26 protein-coding genes are annotated in these 23,149 nt (G+C 54.4%); 11 read left to right on the plus strand and 15 right to left on the minus strand.

The window, feature by feature from the left end; translation table 11 throughout:
- Window positions 1-10: 10 nt before the first annotated feature.
- From rnhA to coxB, 11 genes are all read right to left on the minus strand, one after another.
- Window positions 11-460 carry a ribonuclease HI gene (gene rnhA / locus ACFQ14_RS05920; protein ID WP_377211778.1) on the minus strand — a complete coding sequence of 150 codons (450 nt, stop codon included), beginning with the start codon at window positions 458-460 and terminating at the stop codon, window positions 11-13.
- Entirely contained in the window at window positions 457-1,419 is a 963-nt protein-coding gene (gene thrB / locus ACFQ14_RS05925) for a homoserine kinase (protein WP_377211779.1), read from the minus strand. Before thrB ends, rnhA begins: the two co-directional genes overlap by 4 nt.
- Before the next feature lie 20 nt (window positions 1,420-1,439).
- Window positions 1,440-2,444, minus strand: a complete 1,005-nt coding sequence (gene ispH, locus ACFQ14_RS05930) for a 4-hydroxy-3-methylbut-2-enyl diphosphate reductase (RefSeq protein WP_377211780.1) — start codon at window positions 2,442-2,444, stop codon at window positions 1,440-1,442.
- Window positions 2,445-2,528: 84 nt separating this feature from the next.
- Entirely contained in the window at window positions 2,529-3,275 is a 747-nt protein-coding gene (locus ACFQ14_RS05935) for an SURF1 family protein (protein WP_377211781.1), read from the minus strand.
- Window positions 3,272-3,667 carry a DUF983 domain-containing protein gene (locus ACFQ14_RS05940; protein ID WP_377211782.1) on the minus strand — a complete coding sequence of 132 codons (396 nt, stop codon included), beginning with the start codon at window positions 3,665-3,667 and terminating at the stop codon, window positions 3,272-3,274. Before ACFQ14_RS05940 ends, ACFQ14_RS05935 begins: the two co-directional genes overlap by 4 nt.
- Before the next feature lie 80 nt (window positions 3,668-3,747).
- Window positions 3,748-4,611 carry a cytochrome c oxidase subunit 3 gene (locus tag ACFQ14_RS05945; protein WP_377211783.1) on the minus strand — a complete coding sequence of 288 codons (864 nt, stop codon included), beginning with the start codon at window positions 4,609-4,611 and terminating at the stop codon, window positions 3,748-3,750.
- A 49-nt stretch (window positions 4,612-4,660) separates the two neighbouring features.
- Complete coding sequence (locus ACFQ14_RS05950) at window positions 4,661-5,257, minus strand: cytochrome c oxidase assembly protein (RefSeq protein WP_377211784.1); 597 nt, start codon at window positions 5,255-5,257, stop codon at window positions 4,661-4,663.
- 3 nt (window positions 5,258-5,260) lie between these two features.
- Complete coding sequence (locus ACFQ14_RS05955; protein ID WP_377211785.1) at window positions 5,261-5,452, minus strand: hypothetical protein; 192 nt, start codon at window positions 5,450-5,452, stop codon at window positions 5,261-5,263.
- A complete protein-coding gene (locus tag ACFQ14_RS05960; protein ID WP_377211786.1) occupies window positions 5,449-6,378 on the minus strand; it encodes a heme o synthase in 930 nt (309 codons plus the stop codon). The genes ACFQ14_RS05955 and ACFQ14_RS05960 overlap by 4 nt, the downstream gene beginning before the upstream one ends.
- An 86-nt stretch (window positions 6,379-6,464) precedes the next feature.
- On the minus strand, window positions 6,465-8,075 hold the full coding sequence (gene ctaD / locus ACFQ14_RS05965) for a cytochrome c oxidase subunit I (protein ID WP_377211787.1): 1,611 nt from the start codon (window positions 8,073-8,075) through the stop codon (window positions 6,465-6,467).
- 41 nt (window positions 8,076-8,116) lie between these two features.
- Window positions 8,117-9,055 carry a cytochrome c oxidase subunit II gene (gene coxB / locus ACFQ14_RS05970; protein ID WP_377212082.1) on the minus strand — a complete coding sequence of 313 codons (939 nt, stop codon included), beginning with the start codon at window positions 9,053-9,055 and terminating at the stop codon, window positions 8,117-8,119.
- Between the two features lie 396 nt (window positions 9,056-9,451).
- On the opposite strand from coxB, the gene ACFQ14_RS05975 reads away from it, so the two are divergent.
- Genes ACFQ14_RS05975 through ACFQ14_RS05990 form a run of 4 tightly spaced genes read left to right on the plus strand, consistent with a single transcriptional unit; the run spans window position 9,452 to window position 12,538 of the window.
- Entirely contained in the window at window positions 9,452-9,982 is a 531-nt protein-coding gene (locus tag ACFQ14_RS05975; RefSeq protein ID WP_377211788.1) for an invasion associated locus B family protein, read from the plus strand.
- 42 nt (window positions 9,983-10,024) lie between these two features.
- Entirely contained in the window at window positions 10,025-11,440 is a 1,416-nt protein-coding gene (gene tldD / locus ACFQ14_RS05980; RefSeq protein ID WP_377211789.1) for a metalloprotease TldD, read from the plus strand.
- Window positions 11,441-11,465: 25 nt separating this feature from the next.
- A complete protein-coding gene (locus ACFQ14_RS05985; protein ID WP_377211790.1) occupies window positions 11,466-12,200 on the plus strand; it encodes an aldolase in 735 nt (244 codons plus the stop codon).
- Entirely contained in the window at window positions 12,197-12,538 is a 342-nt protein-coding gene (locus tag ACFQ14_RS05990; protein ID WP_377211791.1) for a Spx/MgsR family RNA polymerase-binding regulatory protein, read from the plus strand. The genes ACFQ14_RS05985 and ACFQ14_RS05990 overlap by 4 nt, the downstream gene beginning before the upstream one ends.
- A gap of 3 nt (window positions 12,539-12,541) precedes the next feature.
- Here ACFQ14_RS05990 and pdxH read toward each other — a convergent pair whose 3' ends face one another.
- A complete protein-coding gene (gene pdxH, locus ACFQ14_RS05995) occupies window positions 12,542-13,138 on the minus strand; it encodes a pyridoxamine 5'-phosphate oxidase (RefSeq protein WP_377211792.1) in 597 nt (198 codons plus the stop codon).
- A 146-nt stretch (window positions 13,139-13,284) separates the two neighbouring features.
- Between pdxH and ACFQ14_RS06000 the strand changes: the two genes are divergently transcribed.
- The 5 genes from ACFQ14_RS06000 to ACFQ14_RS06020 all read left to right on the plus strand — a co-directional run bounded on the left by ACFQ14_RS06000 (window position 13,285) and on the right by ACFQ14_RS06020 (window position 17,444).
- The gene (locus ACFQ14_RS06000; RefSeq protein WP_377211793.1) at window positions 13,285-13,716 is read left to right on the plus strand and encodes an RT0821/Lpp0805 family surface protein; all 432 of its coding nucleotides are present in this window, start codon (window positions 13,285-13,287) and stop codon (window positions 13,714-13,716) included.
- Window positions 13,717-13,821: 105 nt separating this feature from the next.
- Window positions 13,822-14,736, plus strand: coding sequence for a DnaJ C-terminal domain-containing protein (locus ACFQ14_RS06005; protein ID WP_377211794.1), 915 nt, complete (start codon window positions 13,822-13,824; stop codon window positions 14,734-14,736).
- Window positions 14,737-14,852: 116 nt separating this feature from the next.
- Window positions 14,853-15,665 (plus strand): enoyl-ACP reductase FabI, encoded by an 813-nt coding sequence (gene fabI, locus ACFQ14_RS06010; protein ID WP_377211795.1) that lies wholly within the window; start codon window positions 14,853-14,855, stop codon window positions 15,663-15,665.
- Between the two features lie 90 nt (window positions 15,666-15,755).
- Complete coding sequence (locus ACFQ14_RS06015) at window positions 15,756-16,844, plus strand: CNNM domain-containing protein (protein WP_377211796.1); 1,089 nt, start codon at window positions 15,756-15,758, stop codon at window positions 16,842-16,844.
- A gap of 12 nt (window positions 16,845-16,856) precedes the next feature.
- A complete protein-coding gene (locus ACFQ14_RS06020) occupies window positions 16,857-17,444 on the plus strand; it encodes a histidine phosphatase family protein (protein WP_377211797.1) in 588 nt (195 codons plus the stop codon).
- 4 nt (window positions 17,445-17,448) lie between these two features.
- Here ACFQ14_RS06020 and ACFQ14_RS06025 read toward each other — a convergent pair whose 3' ends face one another.
- Window positions 17,449-18,120: a hypothetical protein gene (locus ACFQ14_RS06025; RefSeq protein WP_377211798.1), complete on the minus strand. Its 672-nt coding sequence runs from the start codon at window positions 18,118-18,120 to the stop codon at window positions 17,449-17,451.
- A gap of 213 nt (window positions 18,121-18,333) precedes the next feature.
- On the opposite strand from ACFQ14_RS06025, the gene ACFQ14_RS06030 reads away from it, so the two are divergent.
- Together ACFQ14_RS06030 and ACFQ14_RS06035 are read left to right on the plus strand one after the other, a co-directional pair.
- A complete protein-coding gene (locus ACFQ14_RS06030; RefSeq protein WP_377211799.1) occupies window positions 18,334-19,476 on the plus strand; it encodes a serine/threonine protein kinase in 1,143 nt (380 codons plus the stop codon).
- A gap of 137 nt (window positions 19,477-19,613) precedes the next feature.
- Window positions 19,614-20,750: a hypothetical protein gene (locus ACFQ14_RS06035; RefSeq protein WP_377211800.1), complete on the plus strand. Its 1,137-nt coding sequence runs from the start codon at window positions 19,614-19,616 to the stop codon at window positions 20,748-20,750.
- Here ACFQ14_RS06035 and ACFQ14_RS06040 read toward each other — a convergent pair.
- Together ACFQ14_RS06040 and ACFQ14_RS06045 are read right to left on the minus strand one after the other, a co-directional pair.
- Complete coding sequence (locus ACFQ14_RS06040; RefSeq protein ID WP_377211801.1) at window positions 20,747-21,133, minus strand: helix-turn-helix domain-containing protein; 387 nt, start codon at window positions 21,131-21,133, stop codon at window positions 20,747-20,749. The two genes, ACFQ14_RS06035 and ACFQ14_RS06040, sit on opposite strands and share 4 nt — an antisense overlap.
- A gap of 593 nt (window positions 21,134-21,726) precedes the next feature.
- Complete coding sequence (locus tag ACFQ14_RS06045) at window positions 21,727-22,791, minus strand: helix-turn-helix transcriptional regulator (RefSeq protein ID WP_377211802.1); 1,065 nt, start codon at window positions 22,789-22,791, stop codon at window positions 21,727-21,729.
- Between the last annotated feature and the right edge of the window lie 358 nt (window positions 22,792-23,149).

A 23,149-nucleotide genomic window follows, 5' to 3' on the forward strand; every position in this document is an offset into this window, starting at 1 on the left:
AAGGACGGTGCTAGTCGCCGTCCTTCATCTTCCAGGGCTCCATGCCCATACGCGCAAGTTCATCGGCGCGTTCGTTTTCCGCGTGGCCCGCATGGCCTTTGACCCAGTGCCAGGAAACATCGTGACGTGCCACCGCTTCATCCAGCGCTTGCCACAGTTCTGCATTTTTAACCGGCTTCTTGGCAGATGTCTTCCAGCCGTTCTTTTTCCAGCCGTGAATCCAACCGGTAATGCCACCCTTCACGTATTGGGAATCAGTGTACAGGTCGACTTTGCAAGGATGTTTGAGCGCGCTTAGTGCGTTAATCGCGGCCAGCAATTCCATGCGATTATTGGTCGTTAGTTCCTCACCGTCATAGAGCTCGCGCTCGTGCTCGCCAAAGCGCAACAGCGCACCCCAACCACCGGGGCCGGGATTGCCGGAACAAGCGCCATCTGTCCAGATCGAGACCTGTTTCATACAAGCCCCATCAGGCGATCTATTGAATTATCGCGGAAAAATCGCAGCCGCTCGCTAAACTCTTTGGGATCATGGGGCATTACCAACGCGCCTGTTGGCACGTCCAGCCAGTCGTTTAACCGGGTGAGAAGGAAGCGCAATGCAGCACCTCGGCACAACGTGCCGAACGCCAGTTTTTCAGCATCTCCCAACATCCTAACAGACTGATAGCCTTCGATCATAGCTTTCGCTTTGTCCGACTCAAATCGCAATGCGCCGTCGAAACACCATGCGTTCACCGTGATCGCCAAGTCGTAGGCGAACATATCGTTACAAGCGAAATAGAAGTCGATGACGCCGGATAGAGCATCATTCAAAAAGAAGACGTTGTCTTTGAAAAAATCCGCATGGATGACGCCGGTGGGCAGATCGGTTGGCCAATGGGCATCGTGAAATGCCATTTCGTCTGCGATGAGCGCAGCAAGGCCGGGTTCAACTGCATCAGCCCTCGCGCCGGCATTTTGCGCCAGAGGCCGCCAGCCAGATGGGTCGAGCGCGTTCTTGCGGCGGATTGCGAACTCTTCGCCTGCCAGATGTAGCCTCGCAAGCGTTTCTCCCGCCATGCGACAATGGTCGGCGCTTGGCTCCTTGACACCCATGCCTTCCAAAAAAGTAACGATGGCCGCAGGACGGCCCGACAATTCTCCCAAAGCATCGCCATTTTTCATGCGAACGGGAAGCGGACAGACAAAGCCCTTGTGCGCCAGGTGATCCATCAGACCTATGAAGAACGGCAGATCGTGAGCAGCCACACGTTTTTCGTAAAGCGTGAGAATGAACATGCCCTGCTCCGTCTGAAGCAGGAAATTGGAATTTTCCACACCTTCTGCGATACCTTTGCAGGAAACCAGACGGCCAATATCATATTGGCCTAGAAACGCCGCCAATTGGGCATCAGAAACTTGCGTATAGACTGCCAAAACTTGCCCTTTCGCCGCCCTTAGGCCGGGCCATTGACGAAGGCCATGTCTTTGGCAGTTAATGGCACGTCACGCAATTCTCGGTTGACCATGAATTCCTCGTCTTCGATGGTCGTTTCCGCCAATTCGATGGTGAGGTCAAAGCGGGCGCGCATGGTCTCTATGATTTCTTCGATGAGCACTTCAGGTGCAGACGCTCCTGCAGAAAGCGCAATAGTCAAACCGTCGCCTTCAGGGAAAGTAGCCCAATCGATTTCACCCGCATTTTGAACCAGCGCAGCGTGGGTGGCACCTGCTCGTTCGGCAACCTCGACGAGACGTTTGGAATTGGAGGAATTCGGTGCGCCCACAACGAGGAAAACGTCCGTTCCCGGCGCGGCGGCTTTAACGGCCTGCTGACGGTTTGTGGTGGCGTAGCAGATGCTTTCGGCGGCTGGCGCGACCACGTGCGGAAATTTTTGGTGAATGCGATCGATCACGTCTTGGGTGTCGTCCACCGACAGCGTGGTCTGAGTCACAAAGCCAAGTCCCGTGTCTTCTGGAAGTTCAAAAGCATCCACGTCCTCCGGTGTTTCCACCAAAGTGACAGCGCCATCCGGCAACTGCCCCATCGTGCCAATTACTTCCGGGTGTCCTTTATGGCCGACGAGCAGCACATGCCTTCCGCGTCGCTCATGCAGCATGGCCTGTTTGTGCACTTTGGAGACAAGCGGACACGTTGCATCCAGATAGAGCATATTGCGAGCACTCGCAGCTTCTGGAACCGATTTTGGAACGCCGTGGGCGGAGAAGATAACGGGTTGTTCGGTTTCCGGAATTTGATGGAGGTCTTCAACGAAAACGGCGCCGCGTGTCTCCAGCCCTTCCACGACATAGCGATTGTGGACAATCTCATGACGAACGTAGACCGGTGCGCCATACTTCTTCAACGCAAGAACGACTATCTGGATGGCGCGGTCCACTCCAGCGCAGAAGCCACGGGGGCCACACAGTCTCAAAGTCGCTTTTTGTTGTTGGTCGGCCAAGGGTTGCTCCGAGTGTCAGGATCAGCGTTTGTCGGCTTTGAAAATAGTGCAGCCATGATGACAAGGCCAGTGGGCCTCGCCAATTCAAGCCACTTCGTTTTCCTTACTGCCACGCACGAGGCTAAATAGGAAAAATCCACCTACGCCAACAAGAGCAGCCGCAAGGCCGAACCATGTATAGGCGTATTGGAGGTGGTTGTTGGAGAATGTAATGCGGGTTACGCCACCGATGGGAAGGCCGCCCGGTGCGACGCCTTCGCCGGCGTCGAGGAATACACTTGCAGTATCGAATTCCGTCTTGTCATAGGCGCGACCTGCCATCTGGGAGAGTGATTTCCAATAGTAAACATTTTTGGTGAGATCGTTGTTGGGAACTTGCGAATTGGGCTTCTCCGTAGGCGCAGTCCGCGCCAGCCCCTCTATGCGCACGCGACCAACAATCTGGCCCTCTGGACGCGAAGATGCATCTTTGCGCTCCATAGGAACAAAACCACGGTTCACGAAAAGCCTTTTGCCGTCATCCATGACCAGCGGCGTGTAGACAAAATAGCCCACGCGGGAACGATATGTCGCGAAATAGTGCTGTTCGGCATCGTGCAAAAATGTGCCTTCGGCAAAAGCAGGGCGGTATTCGATATCCTCGCCAGCCGCATCCAGCGCTTCAATTTCATCGATGGAGAGCGGGGGTTTGTTCAGCCCCTCTTCAACGCGGGCAATCATTGCCTCTTTCCACTCCAGCCGTTGCAATTGCCAGAATCCGAGGCCCATGAGCACGACGAACGCACTGGCGATGCAAATGAGCAAAACAGCAAGGGAGAATTTATTTTTCATCGCTGGTCTTTCTTGCCTGCAAGCCGTCCAGAGGACGCATCAGTCTTGTATTGTTGAGCGATTAGATAGCCCTTTGTCGCGCGCAGTAAGGGGATGCCAAACCCGAACACCAAGGGCGGCCAGAGCAAAACATGCAACCAGAGCGGCGGGCCGTAAGTAAGTTCCAGATACACAGCGCCCCCAAGGATAACGAAGCCGAGACCCAGTAGAATGAACACAACCGGACCGTCGCCTGAGTCTTCAAAAGCAAAATCAAGGCCACAGACGGAGCAATTTTCGCGCACATCCAACCCTTTGAACAGTTTGCCCTCTCCACACCTTGGGCAAAGACCGCGCGCGCCAGTAGCGGAAGGATCCAGATCAGGATAAGCGGAATGGGGCGAATGGGTCATGGAGCTTTCTAGTGGCGAGAACGAAAAGAGGCGGCCTTTCGAAGTGGAAAGACCGCCCCCCTTGAAGAAGTATTTGCCGATTAATGGTGGATCGGCGCACCCTGAGAGGCCCAGATGTAGACTGCGAAAAACAAGAACAACCAGACCACGTCCACAAAGTGCCAATACCAAGCGGCCGCTTCAAAGCCGAAGTGCTGCTTCTCGGTGAAATGGCCCCGCAGCGCACGGCCCAAACAAACGGCAAGGAAGATAATGCCAACGAACACGTGGAAGCCGTGAAAGCCGGTCGCCATGAAGAATGTCGCGCCGTAAAGCGAATTGCTGAACGAGAAGGGAGCGATTGAGTATTCCACAACCTGGACGACTGCAAAGATTGCTCCAAGAGCAATGGTCAAGGTAAGCCCCCAGATGAGCCCCTTGCGATCGCCTTCCAAAAGGGCGTGGTGCGCCCAAGTGACAGTTGTACCGGAAAGCAGCAGAGTGATCGTGTTAAACAATGGCAGGTGCAGCGGGTCCAGCACTTCGAGACCAGCTGGCGGCCACTGCCCACCAGTATAGGCGTTTCGGGCAACCTGCTGTGCTTCGTCGTAAAACAGTGCCGCATCAAAAAAGGCCCAGAACCAAGCAACAAAGAACATCACCTCTGAGGCGATGAACATGATCATGCCATAGCGAAGATGCAGCCCAACAACGGGTGTGTGGTGTCCCTCGTGGGCCTCCTTCACCGTATCCGCCCACCAGCCATACATCGTGTAGAGAACGATCAGCAGGCCAACAATGAACACGTAGGGGGATCCAAGGCCAAGGAAACTTCCGCCCTTAAGGCCCTGCATCCAAATGATGCCGCCTATGGCCATAACCAACGCTCCAACGGACGCCAGAAGCGGCCAAGGGCTTGGATCTATGATGTGATAGTCATGATTTTTGGTTTGCGCGTCAGCCATTGGGCTCCCCAGCATTGCTCTCTCTTAGGCCAAACCCTAGCGCTTTCCGCTACAGCTTGGAATTGCTTTCATCGCCCACTTTGGAACGATCTGTGACTTTCTGTTCGGCATCTTCGTCCGGGAAGAATGTGTAGGACAGCGTGATTGCCCCCAGATCCTTCAACAGCGGATCGTTGACGATGTCGGGATCAACGAAAAAGATGACCGGCATATCGACTTTTTCACCAGCGGCAAGTTCCTGCTCGGTAAAGCAGAAGCACTCAATTTTGGAAAAATATGGCCCGGCCTGTTGTGGCGAGACATTGAAGGATGCTGTGCCGAAACTGGGCGACGATCCGATGTTTTTGGCAACGTAGTGAGTTTGTGACTTCTCGCCGATACGGACGGTAATTTCCCGCTCAAACGGTTTAAAATCCCAAGCGAGATTGTTGCTCGTATTTGCATCGAAGCGCACAACAATTTTGCGGTCCAGCACGGTGCCAGTGGTGTCTTCAGCGCGCTGAGTGGTTCCGGCATATCCAGTGACACGGCAAAACCAGTCGTAGAGCGGCACGGAGGCATAAGACAGACCAAGCATGCCAAACGTCATGGCGCAGCACATGTAGACAGTGCGGGTGTAGGATTTGGGCTGGCCGTCTTGGCTCATGTTCTACTCGTTCACCGTGTTCATGGGTTTGTTAGCGACTTCCGGACCGAGCTTGACGACGGTTGCGCCGTAAAACGCAACGACCATGAAGCCGAGGCAAGCAGCGATAGCGATGCTGCGTTTGCGGCGCGCTGCGACTTGTTTTTCAGACAGAGTCACCATTTCAAGCGGGGCTGGTTTTTTGGTTTCGGTCACAGGAATAGACCTCCAAAACGGGTGAACAGAGCTTCTGCCAACAGTGCGCCAAAGATGGCAAACAGGTAAAAGATGGAATACAGGAACAGGCGACGTGCCGGCGAAAAAGTTTGGTCGCGTCCGGCGTCAGCCCAGACCTGCCAAGTGCGCCACAGAAAGATACCGCTCAAGACTGCCGCCACAGCGCCGTAAACCGGACTCGCAAACCCCATTACGGCAGGTGCAAGGGACAGCGGCAACAGAAGCACTGAATAAGCGAGCATCTGATTGCGGGTTGAAGCCTCGCCTGCCACGTTGGGCATCATCGGAACATTTGCGTCGTCGTAATCGCGCATCTTGAACAGAGCCAGCGCCCAGAAATGCGGCGGCGTCCAAAAGAAGATGATCGCGAAGAGCACGATGCCTTCCAATGTGATGGAGCCGGACACGACTGCCCACCCGATCATCGGCGGGAATGCCCCTGCTGCGCCACCAATGACGATGTTTTGCGGCGTCGAGCGTTTCAGCCACATCGTGTAAATGACTGCATAGAAGAAAATGGTGAAAGCGAGCAGCGCCCCTGCGACCCAGTTGACCAGCAGGCCCAGAGTTAAAACTGACAGGATCGAAAGAACCATGCCGAAGTTCAGCGCCTCGGTGGGCGATACGGAGCCGCCGGGAATAGGACGATTGGCAGTGCGGGACATAACAGCATCGATGTCGGCATCGTACCACATATTCAATGCGCCCGAGGCGCCAGCACCAATGGCTATACAGATGATCGCGATCACACCCAGCACGGGGTCAATCGGACCAGGCGCAAGCAACATGCCGACAAGCGCGGTGAACACAACAAGGCGCATCACGCGAGGCTTCATCAACGTGAAGTAGTCACGCGGTTCAGCGAGCGATACGTCTGGCTCTATGGTCTGCGTCTCGATGGACATGCTGTTTACTCTTGGTTTTTCCGCAGGCGGCAGCCTGACCGGATTGTAGGATCGGCCGGATGATTTCCGGCCGATCTAGGTCTTTCCTACTTCACGCGAGGAAGCTGTTCCCACTGGTGGAATGGTGGCGGAGACGGCAGTTGCCATTCCAGTGTCGTTGCGCCCTCACCCCACGGATTGTCGCCAGCAACACGCTTGCGCATGAAAGCTTCTGCGATGGTCCAAAGGAATATCAACACTGCGAAAGCGGAAATGTAGGAGCCGATGGACGATACGTAGTTCCAGCCGGCAAATGCATCTGGATAGTCAACGTAGCGGCGCGGCATCCCGGCAAGACCGAGGAAGTGCTGTGGGAAGAAGATGATGTTTACGCCGATGAACGTCACCCAGAAGTGGGCTTTGGCGAGGATCGAATTGTACATGTAACCCGTCATCTTCGGGAACCAGTAGTACCAGGCCGCGAAGATCGCGAACACGGCACCGAGCGACAGCACGTAGTGGAAGTGGGCAACCACGTAGTAAGTGTCGTGGAATGCGCGGTCCAAACCAGCGTTGGCGAGTTGTACGCCTGTCACACCGCCGACGGTGAACAAGAAGATGAAACCAATCGCCCATAGCATTGGCGTGCGCATCGTGATCGAACCGCCCCACATGGTGGCAATCCACGAGAAGATCTTCACGCCGGTTGGCACGGCAATCACCATCGTTGCGAACACGAAGTAACGCTGCGTGTTGAGCGACAGGCCAACCGTATACATGTGGTGCGCCCACACGATGAAGCCCACTGCACCAATAGCAACCATCGCATAGGCCATGCCAATATAGCCAAAGATCGGCTTCTTCGAGAAGGTAGATACGATGTGCGAAATGATGCCGAAACCAGGCAAGATCAGAATGTAGACTTCAGGGTGACCGAAGAACCAGAACAAATGCTGGAACAAGATCGGGTCACCACCACCTTCTGGCACGAAGAACGTCGTCCCAAAGTTACGGTCGGTAAGCAACATCGTGATCGCACCAGCGAGAACAGGCAGTGACAGCAGCAGCAGGAAGGCTGTGATCAGCACAGACCATGCAAACAATGGCATTTTGTGCAGCGTCATGCCCGGTGCGCGCATGTTGAAGATCGTGGTGATGAAGTTGATCGCACCCAAAATGGACGATGCGCCAGCAATGTGAAGCGACAGTATAGCCAAATCCATCGCTGGACCGGGGTGGCCGTTAGCGCTCGAACCAGATAGCGGCGGATAGGCCGTCCATCCGCCCCCGAAGCCATAGCCACCGGCAGGACCGGGGACGAAAATCGACATGGTCAAAAGAATAAGCGCGGGCGGCAGCAACCAGAATGAAATGTTGTTCATGCGAGGGAACGCCATGTCCGGCGCGCCGATCATGATTGGCACCATCCAGTTGGCAAAGCCACCAATAAGCGCGGGCATTACCATGAAGAAGATCATGATAAGACCGTGACCCGTTGTGAACACGTTGTAGACATGAGGATCAGAGAAAATCTGCAGACCCGGCTCTTGCAATTCCATGCGCATCACAACGGACAAGAAGCCGCCGTAAATACCCGAGAAAATTGCGAAAATCAGATAAAGCGTGCCGATGTCCTTGTGGTTGGTCGAATAAAACCAGCGCTTAAAAAAGGACGGCTTGTGCTCGCCGTGATCGTCATGTGTTGCTGCATAGGCCATATGCCGTTTGCTCCCGTTTCGTCTTTGTCAGACTGTTATGCTTAGTCGTTGGACTGCGCTTTGTTGTCCGCGACTTTGATTTTGTCGTTCTGCAATTCGATGCTTGCTTTCAACTCTTGGTTGGCTGCGCCCACATCTTCCGCAGCTCTGGCGAGCCACGCATCATATTGTTCCTGCGATACGACCCGCACACCGATTGGCATGAATGCATGATATTTACCGCAGAGCTCTGAGCACTGGCCGTAGTAGATGCCCTCGCGCAGTGGCTGAAAAAATGTTTCGTTCAAGCGGCCCGGATAGCCGTCCATCTTTTTGCCAAATGCTGGCATTGCCCAGTTGTGAATCACATCGCCCGCCGTCACCAAAACGCGGACTACCTTGCCGACAGGCACCACCACTTCGTTATCCACTGCAAGCAGGTTTGGATAAACCTTAAGATCGGTCTTGCCGAGGTCCGTACGTTCTTTCAGCGCGGCCTCTTTCGAACCGGCAATTTCTTCAGAACCGATTGGGCGGGAATCAAACGACACTTCCTGCTCGCCCTGATATTCATAGTTCCAATACCACTGATATCCGGTCGCCTTGATCGTGATCGATGGCTCTTCGGGTGGATTAAACTGTGATTCAAGCAGCTTGAACGAAGGGATAGCCAGAATAAGCAACACAAGGATCGGGCCAACGGTCCAGATCACTTCGATCGTCGTGTTGTGCGTCACCTTGCTGGGCGTCGGATTTGCTTTAGCGCTGAACTTGACGACCACATACGCGAGCAAGCCCATCACAAACAATGTGATTGGGACGATGACGTAGAGCGTCAACCAGCTGAATGATAGAATATCTTCCATGCCCGACGAGCCTGGCGTTTGATGCCAGATCTGCCAATCAGTTGGCTGCGCTGCTTGTGCAGCCGTTGCCACGAAGGTTGAGAAGAGTGCGGTGGCTCCGAAAAGACGACCGAGTTTAGCCGTTGGATTATGCATCCAATAGTACTCCAGATTTAGCTCCCATGACAGAACGCCGATCGCGGCTGTCATCTTGGAGGCATAACAATCATATCGTTTCGCTTGTCGCAAGACTTTGGAGTGCAATTCCGGTGCGGCAAATTCCTTTTTTGGTCTAATTTTCGCGCCTTTTCACAGGCGATGGGTTGCGTGTGTAAGTTTTGAACTAAAACAGGCATGAGAATCGCCGCAAGGGGCTATGATTAACGGTTTATGAAGCAGCCTGTTGCACTATCGCGTTTCGTTTGGCGACAGCTTAGGTGACATAGTGGTGCCACAAACTTCGCCAAAGCACTTTGACAACAAAGGCTGCGGTTCCGCTCGATGCTACGAAGCGGCACAGTGGTGCCAAGAAACAAACGATTCGGACTAACAATGCGCGTCTTTCAACCGCTCCCTGCCCTTGCGGCCTTTATTTCCAAATCCTTGGCCGCTCTCGCAATCACGCTGTTTGCGGCTTTTGCAGCGCAGGCCCAAAGCGGCAATGTGCAATCGAAGCACGGCGCTTGGTCTGTGATTTGTGACGTTCCTGCTGGCGCTTCCAGCGAGCAGTGTGCCTTGATGCAGAACATTGTAGCGGAAGACCGCAAGGAAGTTGGCCTGTCGGTGGTCGTTTTGAAAACCGCAGACAATCAAGCCCGAATTCTGCGCGTATTGGCACCGCTGGGCGTGATTTTGCCAAATGGTTTGGGCCTGAACATTGATGGTAAAGACTTGGGGCGCGCTTATTTCGTGCGATGCCTGAAGGACGGTTGCTATGCAGAGGTCATTTTAAAAGAGGAATTGATTTCGGCCTTCCAGAACGGTCAGTCGGCAACCTTCATTATTTTTGAAACACCGGAAGAAGGCATCGGCATTCCCGTTGATCTCACTGGATTCAAGGAAGGCTTTGCAAAGCTTCCCTAAGCGGCTTTATTGGGGGGAGCGCAATCAGCCCCCCGTGAGCCCATGACCGAAAACCCCCTATCGCAATTCGACTGCAGCCAAGAAAAGCTAATCTCCCTCGTAGGCAACGCTCTGAGCGGGGTGGATGATGGCGAATTGTTCGTCGAGTATTCCGAATCGGAGAGCCTGCTTTTTGACAACGGCAAGCTGAAAACCGGTTCCTACGATACGCGGCAGGGCTTTGGCCTGCGCGCGGTGAGCGGGGAGACTGCTGGCTATGCCCATGCGGGGGACTTATCAGAAGCCGCATTAAAGCGTGCTGCCGATACAGTTCGCACTGTTACACATGGCCATGGTGGCACGTATGCGGATGCGCCGCTGCGCACCAACAAGACGCTCTATCCTTCGACCAATCCCCTTGCCGAGCCGGGTTTTGAGGCCAAGGTCAAGCTGCTTGAGAAAATCGACGCCTATCTGCGCGATGCCGACGATGCCGTGCGCCAAGTCAGCGTATCGCTGGCGGGTTCGTGGCAAGCGGTCAACATTTTGCGCGCCGACGGTCACGTGGCAAAAGACGTGCGCCCGCTGGTGCGGCTCAATGTTTCCGTTGTCGTGGGCAAAGGTGATAGGCAGGAAACAGGATCGCACGGACTGGGCGGTCGGCATATGTTCGCCGATATTCTCGACGAGGGCACTTGGAAGAATTGCGCCGATGAGGCGCTGCGCCAAGCCAAGGTCAATCTGGAAGCAATCCCCGCCCCTGCCGGAACTTTTGATGTGGTGCTCGGGGCTGGTTGGCCCGGCGTCATGCTTCACGAAGCCGTCGGCCACGGTCTTGAGGGAGATTTCAACAGGAAGGGCACGTCCGCTTTTGCCGGTCTGATGGGCGAGCAAGTGGCGGCCAAAGGCGTGACGGTCGTTGACGATGGAACGATTGGCGGGCGGCGCGGGTCGCTGACCATTGATGACGAAGGCACGCCCACGCAATACACCACGCTGATCGAAGACGGTGTTTTGGTTGGCTATATGCAAGACCGCCAAAACGCACGGCTTATGGGCATGGCAGATACCGGCAATGGCCGTCGCCAGAGCTATTCGCACATTCCAATGCCGCGCATGACCAACACTTACATGTTAGGCGGCGATAAAGAGCCGGATGAAATCATCGCGTCGGTGAAAGATGGTATCTATGCGGTTTCCTTCGGCGGTGGGCAGGTGGACATTACATCGGGCAAATATGTGTTTGGCTGCACGGAGGCTTACCGCATCGAGAACGGCAAAATTGGCGCTCCGCTGAAGGGTGCCATGATGATCGGCAACGGCCCGGCGGATATGAAGCGTGTTTCCATGCTCGGTAACGATATGGCGCTTGATACGGGCGTTGGCATGTGCGGGAAACAGGGCCAAGGCGTGCCGGTTGGCGTCGGCCAGCCAACCACACGCATCGACGGCATTACGATTGGCGGCACCGAAGCCTGAGCGCAGAGCAGAAGAGGAACAGATCATGTTAGAAAAATCGGACCACACGAAATCCATCCAGCGCGACCGCGAAGATCTTGCGTCCGCTATCCGGCTGGCAGCACATTTCGATCTGCACGAAGGCATTTGCAACCATTTCTCGGTGCAGTGCGATGGACCGGACGAGCTGTATTTGATCAACGCCTATGGCTGGCATTGGAGCGAGGTGACGCCGGACCGCTTGTTGCTGATTGACGGCGACGGAAATGTTTTGGACGGCGATGGCGAGGTGGAAGCGTCGGCGCGCAACATTCACATTTCCAGCCACCGCGCCAACCCGCGCCACAAGGCGATCCTCCACGTTCATATGCCCCACGCGACCGCACTTTCAATGTTGAAGGGCGGGCGCCTCCTCATGGCTCATCAAACAGCCTGCCGTTTTCACGGGCGCATCGGTTACGAAGAGGAATTCGGTGGCATTGCCGTCACCGAAGAAGAGGGACAACGCATTGCACAGCAGGCGCGGGACAATTCCCATATCGACTGCATGTTCCTCGCCAATCATGGTGTTGTCTGTTCCGGCCCCTCGGTCGCGCAAGCATTCGATGACCTTTATTATCTTGAACGCGCTGCGCGGCAGCAGATTTTGGCCATGTCGACGGGGCAGGAATTGCTACTCATTCCCGAAGCGACGGTGGAGCTGACCGCCAAGCAATTTCGTGATGATTTCGAAGTCTATGCCAACAAGCACTTCGACGCCTTGAAGAGGCTTGTGGCATGATCGTCTACACGCTGAAATCCTGCGACACCTGCAAGAAGGCGCTGAAATGGCTGGATGCGGAAGGCATCGCCTACGAAAACCGGGATGTGCGGGCTGACGGTATTTCGCCAGACACCATCCGCACCATCGTGTCATCGCTCGGTTGGGAGAAGGCTTTGAACCGACGCAGCACCACGTGGCGCAATCTGCCCCAGTCTCAAAAGGATGCGCTGGACGCTGAAAAAGCTATCGCGTTGATTGAAGACAACGCCACAATCATGAAACGCCCGGTCTTCGTGACCGAGCACGAAATAATGGGCGGATTTGATGACAGCGTCCGCGACTGGTTGAAAAGCTAGGGGCTACGGATAGAGGCGCTGCGTCGCCCAACCGCCCTGACCGTCCGGCGTAAACACGACACGGTCGTGCAGGCGATGGTCTCCGTCCTGCCAAAACTCGATTTCGCTCGGCAGAATACGAAATCCTGACCAGTGCGGCGGACGCGGGATGTTGTCGTCGTCGGGATATTTTTCCTGAAAGTGCTGCACCCGCTCTATCAACGTCTCTCTATCGGCCAGCGGCCGGGATTGGTCTGACGCCCAAGCTCCACGGCGGCTCTGGGGATGGCGAGAGTTGAAATAGGCGGTCGCCTCTTCGTCGGAAACGATTTCAACAGGCCCACGCACCCGAACTTGGCGGCGACGCGATTTCCAATGAAAGCACATTGCAGCCTTCATTGCGCCAAGCACTTCTTTGCCTTTTGTGCCTTCGAAATTGGTGTAAAAAACGAAACCGCGCTCATCCAAGCCTTTGAGCAAAACCATGCGCACGTTTGGCAGGCCATCGGCATCGACAGTAGCCACCGCGACCGCATTTGGATCGTTCGGCTCGCTCTCTTTGGCATCTTCAAGCCATTCGCTGAAAAGCGCGTAGGGTTCTGTTCGTTTTGTAAAGTCCATTTTCAGCCAGCTCCCGCGCCTTATTCACCACATATTTACCTTGCCGCAGCATTCTTTGGCGTGGGCGAAGTGGGTTTCGCGCTGCGATCCTTACTTCGGATCATGGGAAGTGTAAAATGCGTAAGACGGCTAGGTGGGGAAATGGGATGCGGCGCAACAGCGCGATCATCCCGCTGTTTTTCGCAGCCTCGCTTGGTGTTTTGTCCTCTTCCGGCTGTGCCATCAAAGGCACCGACGATCTCGCCGCAGACCTCGTACCCACCGATCAGATCGTAACCAACTCCGTTGCAAGAGCTGCAAAAATCGAAGGGGTTGAGCAATCGGATGCCGATTTGATCAAAGCCACGATTGCAAAAGCCAGCGTTGGGCCGGACCAGACCATAAACTGGAAGAATACCGAGACCGGATCTTCTGGAACGGTTGTTTCGATCAAGGATTTCAAGGGCAATCACGGCCAAGCGTGCCGCGAGTTCAAAACAACCGTCGATACATTTACGGGTATTTCCTACTACAATGGTGAAACCTGCAAGGTTTCCGACGATCAATGGGTGCTTTCCTGGTTCAAACCGGCTGAGTGATCACTTTTTTTTGCATTACAGCGTGGCAATCACGCGCCTTCGCCCCATATATTCATTGAAAATGTGTGCGCTATCCGCACCTCTCATTCAATGCAGGACGACAATATGCGTGATCCCTATTCCGTTCTGGGCGTGAGCAAGACCGCCAGCGAAAAAGATATCAAAAGCGCTTTTCGCAAGCTGGCCAAGAAGTATCACCCGGATCAGAACCCAGATGACCCGAAAGCCAAAGAGCGGTTTTCGGAAATCAACTCGGCTTACGAAATCATCGGTGACAAGACGAAACGAAAGCAGTTTGACCGCGGCGAAATTGATGCCGAAGGCAAAGAGAAGTTCGCCGGATTTGAAGGCTTTGGCGGCGGCGCGAGAGGGGGCGGCAATCCGTTTGGTGGAGCACAGGGCAATTTCGGCGGGGCTGAAGACATACTAAGCCAGCTTTTCGGCGGTGCCGCAGGCCTGGGTGGCCACCCAGGCATGGGCGGCGCGCGTGGTGCAGGCCCACGCCGTCCGCAACCAGCACCGAAAGGCGCAGATAAGAAAATTTCGCTCAGCATTCACCTCAAAGACCTCGCAAAAGGCAAAGCTGCTGTGCGTCTTGGGCCAGACAAAACCGTGCAGATGACCATACCACCGGAAGCAGAAGACGGGCAGGTTATTCGTCTGAAAGGCCAAGGCGAGGAAGGTCCCGGTGGCTCCGGCGACGCACTCATCACTCTAAAAATATCGCGCCATCCCGATTTCGTCCGTGAAGGCGCGAACATTCGTGTTCATGTGCCTGTCGATCTCGAAACGGCGGTTTTGGGCGGAAAAATGCGCGTGCCGACACTGACTGGTGCGGTTGCGCTAACTGTTCCTGCTTGGTCCAACTCTGGTGCGGTATTTCGTGTTCGTGGCAAAGGCTTGCCAAAGCGTGACGGGGAAAACGGTGATATTCTAGCTGTGCTTGCAGTCGATATCGGCGAACAGCCGGACCCGGATTTGATTGCGCTGGTAGAAAGCCGCCGCAAGAAATCTGCTTAACGCAACCGATTGAGCAGCATGTGCGTATCTGTCCATGCGTCTTGGCAGGCCATAGCGGCTGTGCCATAGGGAGCGCGATGCGAGCCGGTGGGCATGCGTGACAACAGGGTAATTCAATGAGCGACAATAGCGGTTTGATGCAAGGCAAGCGTGGGCTTGTCATGGGGGTTGCAAACAACCGTTCCATCGCTTGGGGCATTGCTAAAGCGCTTGCAGATGCGGGTGCGGAAGTTGGATTGACCTACCAAGGCGACGCGCTGAAAAAACGGGTTGAGCCGCTTGCCGAACAACTGAACGGGCAAGTGTTCGGCCATTGCGATGTAACCGATGATTCCACTATGGACGCCGTGTTTGAGGCTGTCACCGAAAAGTGGGGCAAGATCGATTTCTTCGTCCACGCCATCGCCTTCGCCGATAAAGACGAGCTGACAGGCCGCTACGTCGATACCACCGCCGATAATTTCGCCCGCTCAATGCATATCTCCGTCTATTCGCTCACCGCGTTGACCCAGCGTGCCGAGAAACTGATGACTGATGGCGGTTCGATTTTGACGCTCACCTATTACGGCGCGGAAAAAGTGATGCCCCATTACAATGTGATGGGCGTTGCGAAAGCTGCTCTGGAAGCCAGCGTGCGCTATCTCGCTGAAGACCTCGGCAAGGACAATATCCGCGTCAACGCGATTTCCGCAGGTCCGATAAAGACGCTCGCCGCATCCGGCATTGGTGACTTCCGGTACATCTTGAAATGGAATGAGTTGAACTCTCCAATGCGCCGTGTGGTGACGATCGACCAGGTCGGGCAATCCGCACTCTACCTGTTGTCTGACATGGGCGCTGGCGTGACCGGCGAAGTGCACCACGTCGACAGCGGCTACCATGCCGTCGGCATGAAGGCGGTGGACGCACCTGACATTTCCGTAGTGTAATTCCTTCGGGGTAAAAGTGCTGATTACAATGAAACCGAAGGCGGTTCCTGTACGGAACCCAAATTCGGATTTGATCGAAAGCGAAACGCCTTGACCCTTCTTATTATCTACGTCCTGATCGCTACGGGTGTATCTTTTCTGTGTTCCATTCTGGAAGCTGTACTTCTGTCGGTCTCGCCTTCCTATTTGGGCGCGCTGAAGAAACAGAACCCTTCCGTGGGCAATAAAATGGCAGCTTTGCAGAAGGACATTGACCGTCCGCTAGCGGCCATTCTCACCCTCAACACCATTGCCCACACAATCGGGGCTGCGGGAGCCGGAGCGCAGGCGGCGGCGGTGTTTGGCGATGCGTCGCTGACCATTTTTTCCATCATCCTGACGCTGATAATCCTGTTTGCCTCGGAAATTATTCCCAAGACGCTCGGCGCGACCTACTGGAAAAGCCTTGTGCCTTTCGTCACCCGCGTTTTGCCGGTTCTTATTTTCCTGCTGGCGCCGCTCGTGTGGTGTTCGCAATTGCTGTCGAAACTGGTTTCCGGCGGCAAGGCGAAAGGTGTTGTGACGCGCGAAGAGATTGCAGCGCTAGCAGATATTGGACGCGAACAGGGCGTTGTTGGCGAACAGCACAGCCGGATCGTGCGCAATCTGTTGCGGTTTCATAAAGTTACGGTGGAAGACGTGATGACCCCGCGAACGGTCGTTTACGCCCAGCCTGCCAGCACAACCGTGGGCGAGATGGTGGCCCATATGGAAGACCTGCGCTTTTCGCGTATTCCGATTTATGAAGACAGCATCGACAACGTGGTTGGCATCGTTTTGAAGAACGATCTGTTTGCTGCGGCCCTTCGCAGCGAGACGGACAAGCCGCTTTCCGCATTGAAGCGCGATGCTATGCGTGTGCCAGCCGCCACGACCTTGGAAGATTTCTTCGCCATGCTTTTGGAACAGGACGCTCATATCGCCATTGTCGATGATGAATATGGCGGCATGGATGGGGTGGCAACCATGGAGGACGTGGTGGAAACGCTGCTCGGCCTGGAAATCATGGACGAGATGGACGACACCGCCGACATGCAGGCTTTGGCCCGCGAGCGGGCGCGGGAGCGGGCTGAACGGCTTGGATTGAAAGTCGAAGTCCCGGCCAATGACGGCCCTGCCCCGAAAAACTCAGCCGGCTGATCGCAGAACTTTATGGCGCACCCTACTCTCTATTTCGTTCGACACGGCCAGACCGACTGGAACGTCGCTCTAAGGCTGCAAGGGCAACAGGATATCCCGATCAATTCTACTGGCCGTGCGCAAGCCACGCAGAACGGGCGCAGGCTTGCTGGATTGCTGGATGATCCAGCGCGCTTCCGCTACATCGCCAGCCCGCTAGGGCGCACCCGAGAAACGATGAACCTCATCCGGCTCGAACTTGGTCTGCCCGCTCATGGATATGAGACCGACGACCGCATTAAAGAGATCGCGTTCGGGCTGTGGGAAACTTATACCTTCGATGAATTGCGCGTTGATAACGCTGAGGCTGTCGCTGCCCGCGAGGCCGACAAATGGAACTACGCGCCTCCGCTGGGTGAGAGCTATGCCCGGCTGCTGGCGCGGGTGCAGGCATGGCTGCCTTACGTGCGCGAGGACTCAGTGATTGTGTGCCACGGCGGCATTTTGCGAGTGCTGGAACATCATCTCAACGGCACGCCGACCGATGAAGTGGCTCAAATATCAATTCCCCAAGACAACATTTATGTCTGGGACGGCTACAAGGCGCGTTGGCTGGACTAGCAGTTTACTGCAGTGAAACATGAGAGTCTTCGCTTGGTTCTCCGCAGGGTTTCTGACCACTTTGCGGAAGAAGCCTGTGGCGTGGGCTGCTAACACTGCTAAGCTTGCAGGCCAAATACTCCATTTCGATATCCGAGCGATCGCGGACGCAGTGGTGTCCGCGAACACTCAAGCCATCGCGCCAAGAGACTGACTGGTAGTAGACGCATGACTGCGGTCGCGCATTGGATTCAAACACAAAACGTTGCACTTCGAAGGGGCCATGACGTGTTTTCAACGCTACGATAGGGCCTTGCAGTTTCAGTTTCCCCCAATCGGTGATTGGCTTGTAACCCTTGCGCAGTTTCTTGCGAATGTCTCTCTTTTTGGGCTTACCGTTTTTGGGCATCCACAAACCCACATAGAACGAGACAGAATCAAGTCGGGTGACACCATACTTCAACCATTGGCTCTCTGACCCCGACTTGCGGAACCAATGACTTTCACGTCGCTTTACGTCGCGCAAATCGCCATCTTCCATAGCCAGATCAAAGGGGGGACTTGATGTCTTCTTGCGAACAAATTCGGCTTCACCGCTGTTGCTGACGACTTCAGTCTTCACATTTCCGTCGAAGAACCACGGCGTCCCCAGCGCGATGATGGCGATGCAGAGCGTGCCAAATACAAGCCCACGCAACCACCGGGTGCGGCTTGCCTGCGTCTGCTCACGCTTTTGCCGATGTCCATCTCTTCCCCACATGCAAACAGTGTGGGCGAGCGAAATTTCTAACGCCTTAATGCGCAGGTGAATGATCCAACGCAGTGAAGAAAGTGGAAATGCAATTTCCGCTTTCGTCCTGTTGCGTTTTCACCTAAACGGCTGGCTGCGAACAATCCTGAGAGCTTTCCGATGTTTGAAACGCCGAAGCCCGTTTTGGGTAATGATAAGCCTGCCGTTGTTAAATCCTGGGACGAGTGGTCTCCTTTGAAACACGTCATCGTTGGCGTGGCCGATGGTGGCATGATCCCGCCCGGCGAACCGGCACTGGACGCAAAAGTGCCGGAGGATTCCGACATGAAAGGCCAATGGGGGCCGCGCAGCCAAGAAAGCGCTGACAAGGCCAACGAACAACTCGACAATTTCGCCAAGGTGCTGGAAAGCCGCGGCGTGCGCGTCGACCGCCCAACGCCGATTGATTTTTCCGCTCCAGTCTCAACGCCCGATTGGGAAAACCCTTCTTCTTTCGGCTGCATGCCGCCGCGGGATGTGATCCTGACCGTTGGCAAGGAAATGCTGGAAGCGACGATGAGCTATCGTTGCCGGTTCTTTGAATACCTCTGCTACCGCCCGCTGATGCAAAAGTATTTCGAGGACGACCCGCATTTCCGCCACACCGCCGCGCCCAAGCCGCGCATGAGCGACGCTTCTTACCGGCCCGATTATCTCTCCGATCAGATCGGCGTGGAGAAGCGGCTGAAATGGACGGCTGAGAAATTCTTCGTCACCACCGAGGAAGAACCGATGTTCGACGCTGCCGACGTTTTGCGGTTCGGCAAGGATTTGATCGTGCAGCACGGTTTCACGACGAACCTTAAGGGAATTGACTGGCTGCGCCGTCACTACCCTGACCATCGCGTGACCGCTGTGAACTTTCCTGGCGACCCCTACCCGATCCACATCGACGCGACCTTCACGCCGATTCGCCCGGGCCTCATCATCAACAATCCCGAGCGCCGCCTGCCGGACGAGCAGCGGGAATTCTTCCACCGCAACGACTGGGAGATCGTCGATGCGGCGCGCCCTGCCCACAACACGCCGCCGCCGCTTTGCTATTCATCTGTCTGGCTGTCGATGAATGTGCTGATGGTGGACGAAAAGACGGTCTGCGTTGAGGCGTCCGAGGTCAACCAGATGGAGCAGTTCGACAAGATGGGGCTGGAGGTTCTGCCGATCCCCTTCCGCGATGCCTACGCCTTTGGCGGTGCGCTGCACTGCGCGACGACGGACGTATTCCGCGAAGGCGATCTGGTGGACTATTTCCCTAAAGGCTAGTTGTCAGTTTCTGTTTACCAGACGGCATAAAAGACACTCGTCCTTAAAAGGCTCTTTACGGCTCTAGGCCAATCTCTCGAAGCAGTAACTTTGGGGTGGGTGATATGGGCACGATATATAACGCGGCACATTGCAGTGTGAATAAGCTCTGGCTTGGGGTGATTGCATTTGCCTTTGTGCTGGCCGTTTCGCTCACACCAAGCCGTGCAAGCGGTGATCGTTGGAACCCAAGCGATGACGCCGTCTACAAGTCTCTTGCTTGGCAGATGGACCACATGTTCACCCGCACCGATATCGACCTTGCGCAGGGCGAACGGGGGCGGCTTTTCGCTTGGTCTTGGGGTTATCTGGGCCGCGCTGCGCTGCTGATGCAAGAAGCGACGGGCGAGAAGCGGTTTCTTGATCTTGTGCGCGACACCTCCCACCGCCTGCTTGAAAACCGTGACGATACGCTTGGGCTGGTTGATGGCGAGCGCGGTGCGATCGTTCCCTCTTGGCAGGTGAAATACAATTTTGGCGGCAAGTCGAACGAGATCACAGCTGCCGGACTGATTACGCTGCCGATGTGCGAATATGCTTTGAAAACGGGTGATGAGAAAATCGGCCGCGAGGCTGTTAAGAGCCTGAACGCTTTCATCGGCGAACGGCGAGAGGCTCATGGTGGATATTACTTTTGGCATCTGTCACAGAAAATCGTGGAGCCGCTGAACCATTCGCACATTTACGGCGCGGCTTTGGCGACTTGTTCGAAGCTCTCCTATGCGCCGGACACGTTCGCTGAAACGGCCAAGGGTATATACCGCTATTGGCGTCATTTCACGCGGGCGGACGGTGAAGGGTTGTCTTGGGCCTATATGCCTGCGCCTGACTCTCCACTCGATCAGAAGTCCGAGGCTATATGGAAAATGGGCGTCACCATCGAACTGCCCGTCGCGCTGGTGAAGCATGGGTTGATGGCAGATGACGGCATTCTAGACCTCTTGGGCAAGACGGTAACCGGCAATTCTATTGTCCGCGCTGGCGGGGTTCCGCAGTTTATTGGCGAGGGGCTTTTGATCGACATCAGCAAGGGCGAGAAGTTTCACAGGCGCAGCCTTGCAGGGCTAATGTCGCCTGTGGTTTTGCTCGACAATCCGGCGGTGACGGGCGCTTTCTTGAAAATGGTGCGCGATCATCCGAAGCTTTATCCGAACGGCTGGTTTGGCGGATCAAAGTCGATGATGTTCAGCTACGCTTATCTGCGCGCCAATGGCGGATTCGACAACACCAATTAGTCGTCGCCACGAGACGTGCTGAGCGCTTCCAGGGACTTTCGCACGCTTGAAAGCTGTTCGCTCATGTCTCGCGCGGTGGCTTCCAGCTTGGCGATTTGCGCTTGAAGAATTTTCATCTCCTCGTCTTCCACCTCACCGCGCGGCGCGGTGCCGATGCCTTGCAGCAGCCATGTGGGCGATACGCCGAGAACGCCGGCCAGCGAATTGAGACGGTTGGAGCGCGGCTCAAGGGCGTCCGTCTCCCAGCCTTCAATGGTTTTGCGCGTCACGCCGACATTGCGGGCCAAATCGTTGAGCGAAAGCCCTGCCGCCTCCCGCGCCCGCGAAATGCGACCACCGAGCGTATCGCGGTCTTCAGTCTGATTGATGAGCATTTCGGACATGGGGCGTCTCGTGTGGTTTTGGGGCATTGCCACCAAAGCATACTCGCTCACCGCGGCCCAATTCGCTCCATTTGCGTCACCGGGTTTTGAAGGTGCGGCGGTTGAGACAGACACGCGCGTTCGCGCACCCGCGAAGGGCGGGCACGGGCGCAAAATGCGGGAACAAGGCAGAGCTTTTCGCGGGCGGCTGGCCCCGCAGCTGCGGCTGATCAAAAACTTGGTTCGGGCACGGCGCCCGCGAAAAACTCTGCCCGGCCGTCGGCGGATTGCTCCTGCCTTATACGCGATTGCCACCTAACGTGATGAAGGTGCCTTTTCAGCATCCCCCACCAAGGGGTCCCCGGCCCTCCCGTTTCATGAAGGGTTGTGTTGCCCGTGACTGCGCTCCTTCCGCCTGGGCCGTTCACCCAAGTTTTCAGAAAGCCGATCCCTCACGACAACAACAAACGGTTAGCAATGCCGTCGTTCCCATGTGCGAGATGGGGGGATGTTATGGGAGGATTGGGGGAGCGTGGATAAGGTTTTTTTAGTGGATGGCAGCTTGGAGCCCAAGTTGGTCATTCACCGTATGTCGCAGGCTGGGCAATTACAAATCACATGCCATTATAAAAATTGATCAATTCCACTTGTCCGCGAGTAGCCGTTTTATGATATATTTGCTTTAGTCGCTGTCGAATTGTTGAAGGTTTCAAACTGAGTAACTCAGAAATTGAATTGATATTGTTTCCAGATGCCAGCATCCGAACCGTTGTAATTTCTGATCTGGTTAAATTAAAGCGGCTCTCAAGACTTTCCAATTTCCGAGTTTCTAGCTCACCGCATTCAGTGACAATTACGCATACTTTGAATGGCATGTGAAAGTGCCGGAGTTTGGGTGGAATCTGAATTGCTAGCAAGTTCAGCTTTTTTTCACCTTCATTAAACGTGAAAGAACGACTCAAAGACAGATCAGGATCACTACTACAAATCTCTGCAAGATCATCAGATATCTCAGGGGTAATACTTTTTGAGAAAACATTGGTTAAATTGTCGTTTTTTCTCAAAACCCCATCAGTATCGATATTCAAGCATTGTTCACCATGGGGATTGAAAATGAATAATTCAGACTTTGATCCTTTGAAAAAATTTGCAAATTCTCCAATTTTTTCGTGTGCTGTATAGTCCGCTTGAACAATGGATTTTTCCATTGAACTGCTCACTGTTTCAGCAAGTTTGATTTCCTCTTCTGAAATCGGTGGGTGGTTGTTGTCAAAATATAGAGCAGCAGCCCATATTCCGTTCGGTGTTACCAATTTAATTGCAATGGTAAATCCTATATTGTGAGGTAACAAAAAATCAGAGTAGTAAGGTAAATCATGTCTTGATTCTCGGTTGGGAAGAAAATCATCGTCAGTGCCGTAGCCTCTAGTTAGCACAAAAGGATACATTTGCTGTCTTAGGTCGTTCAGATGCCAGCCTTCAGCCACATATTCCTGCAATACTGGAACCATACTTTCAGACACAGCCATCCATAGGCCGCGGTAGTCTGGGTTGGCAGGAACAAGTGCAGCACCATTAGCTCCAAATAAACCACACAATTCTTCGCAAACACCAGGCCAATAGCTAGCATCTTGCACCACTTGCCCTAAAATCGATTCCAAATTTTTTAGTCCGTCCATCTGTCCTCCACCAGCCACACAAAACACCGTCAAACAGCTGATCAACTACCATCTGGTAGTTTAAAAAAAAGTTGCTTGATGTTTGAATGGCAAAAATTTTGGAGCAATCTTGTGAAAACAGCTAAAATATCATCAAACTTTGAAATGCTTTCAAGTCATGTAATTATCGCCTTGATTTTTTTTTCTTCGATAAGTCTGACCTATTTTTCCAACATAGCAACTGCCAATGCTCAATCACAATGCATTAGTGACGTACGGGGTTTTCCATCACGAAATAAAATAGAATCTTCACTGAATAATTGCGGAAGATATGTTGAGATATTTATATACAAAAATGGAAAAAGATATACTTCAATGA

This window comes from Pseudahrensia aquimaris, assembly GCF_042676045.1.
Classification (GTDB): Bacteria; Pseudomonadota; Alphaproteobacteria; order Rhizobiales; family Rhizobiaceae; genus Pseudahrensia; species Pseudahrensia aquimaris.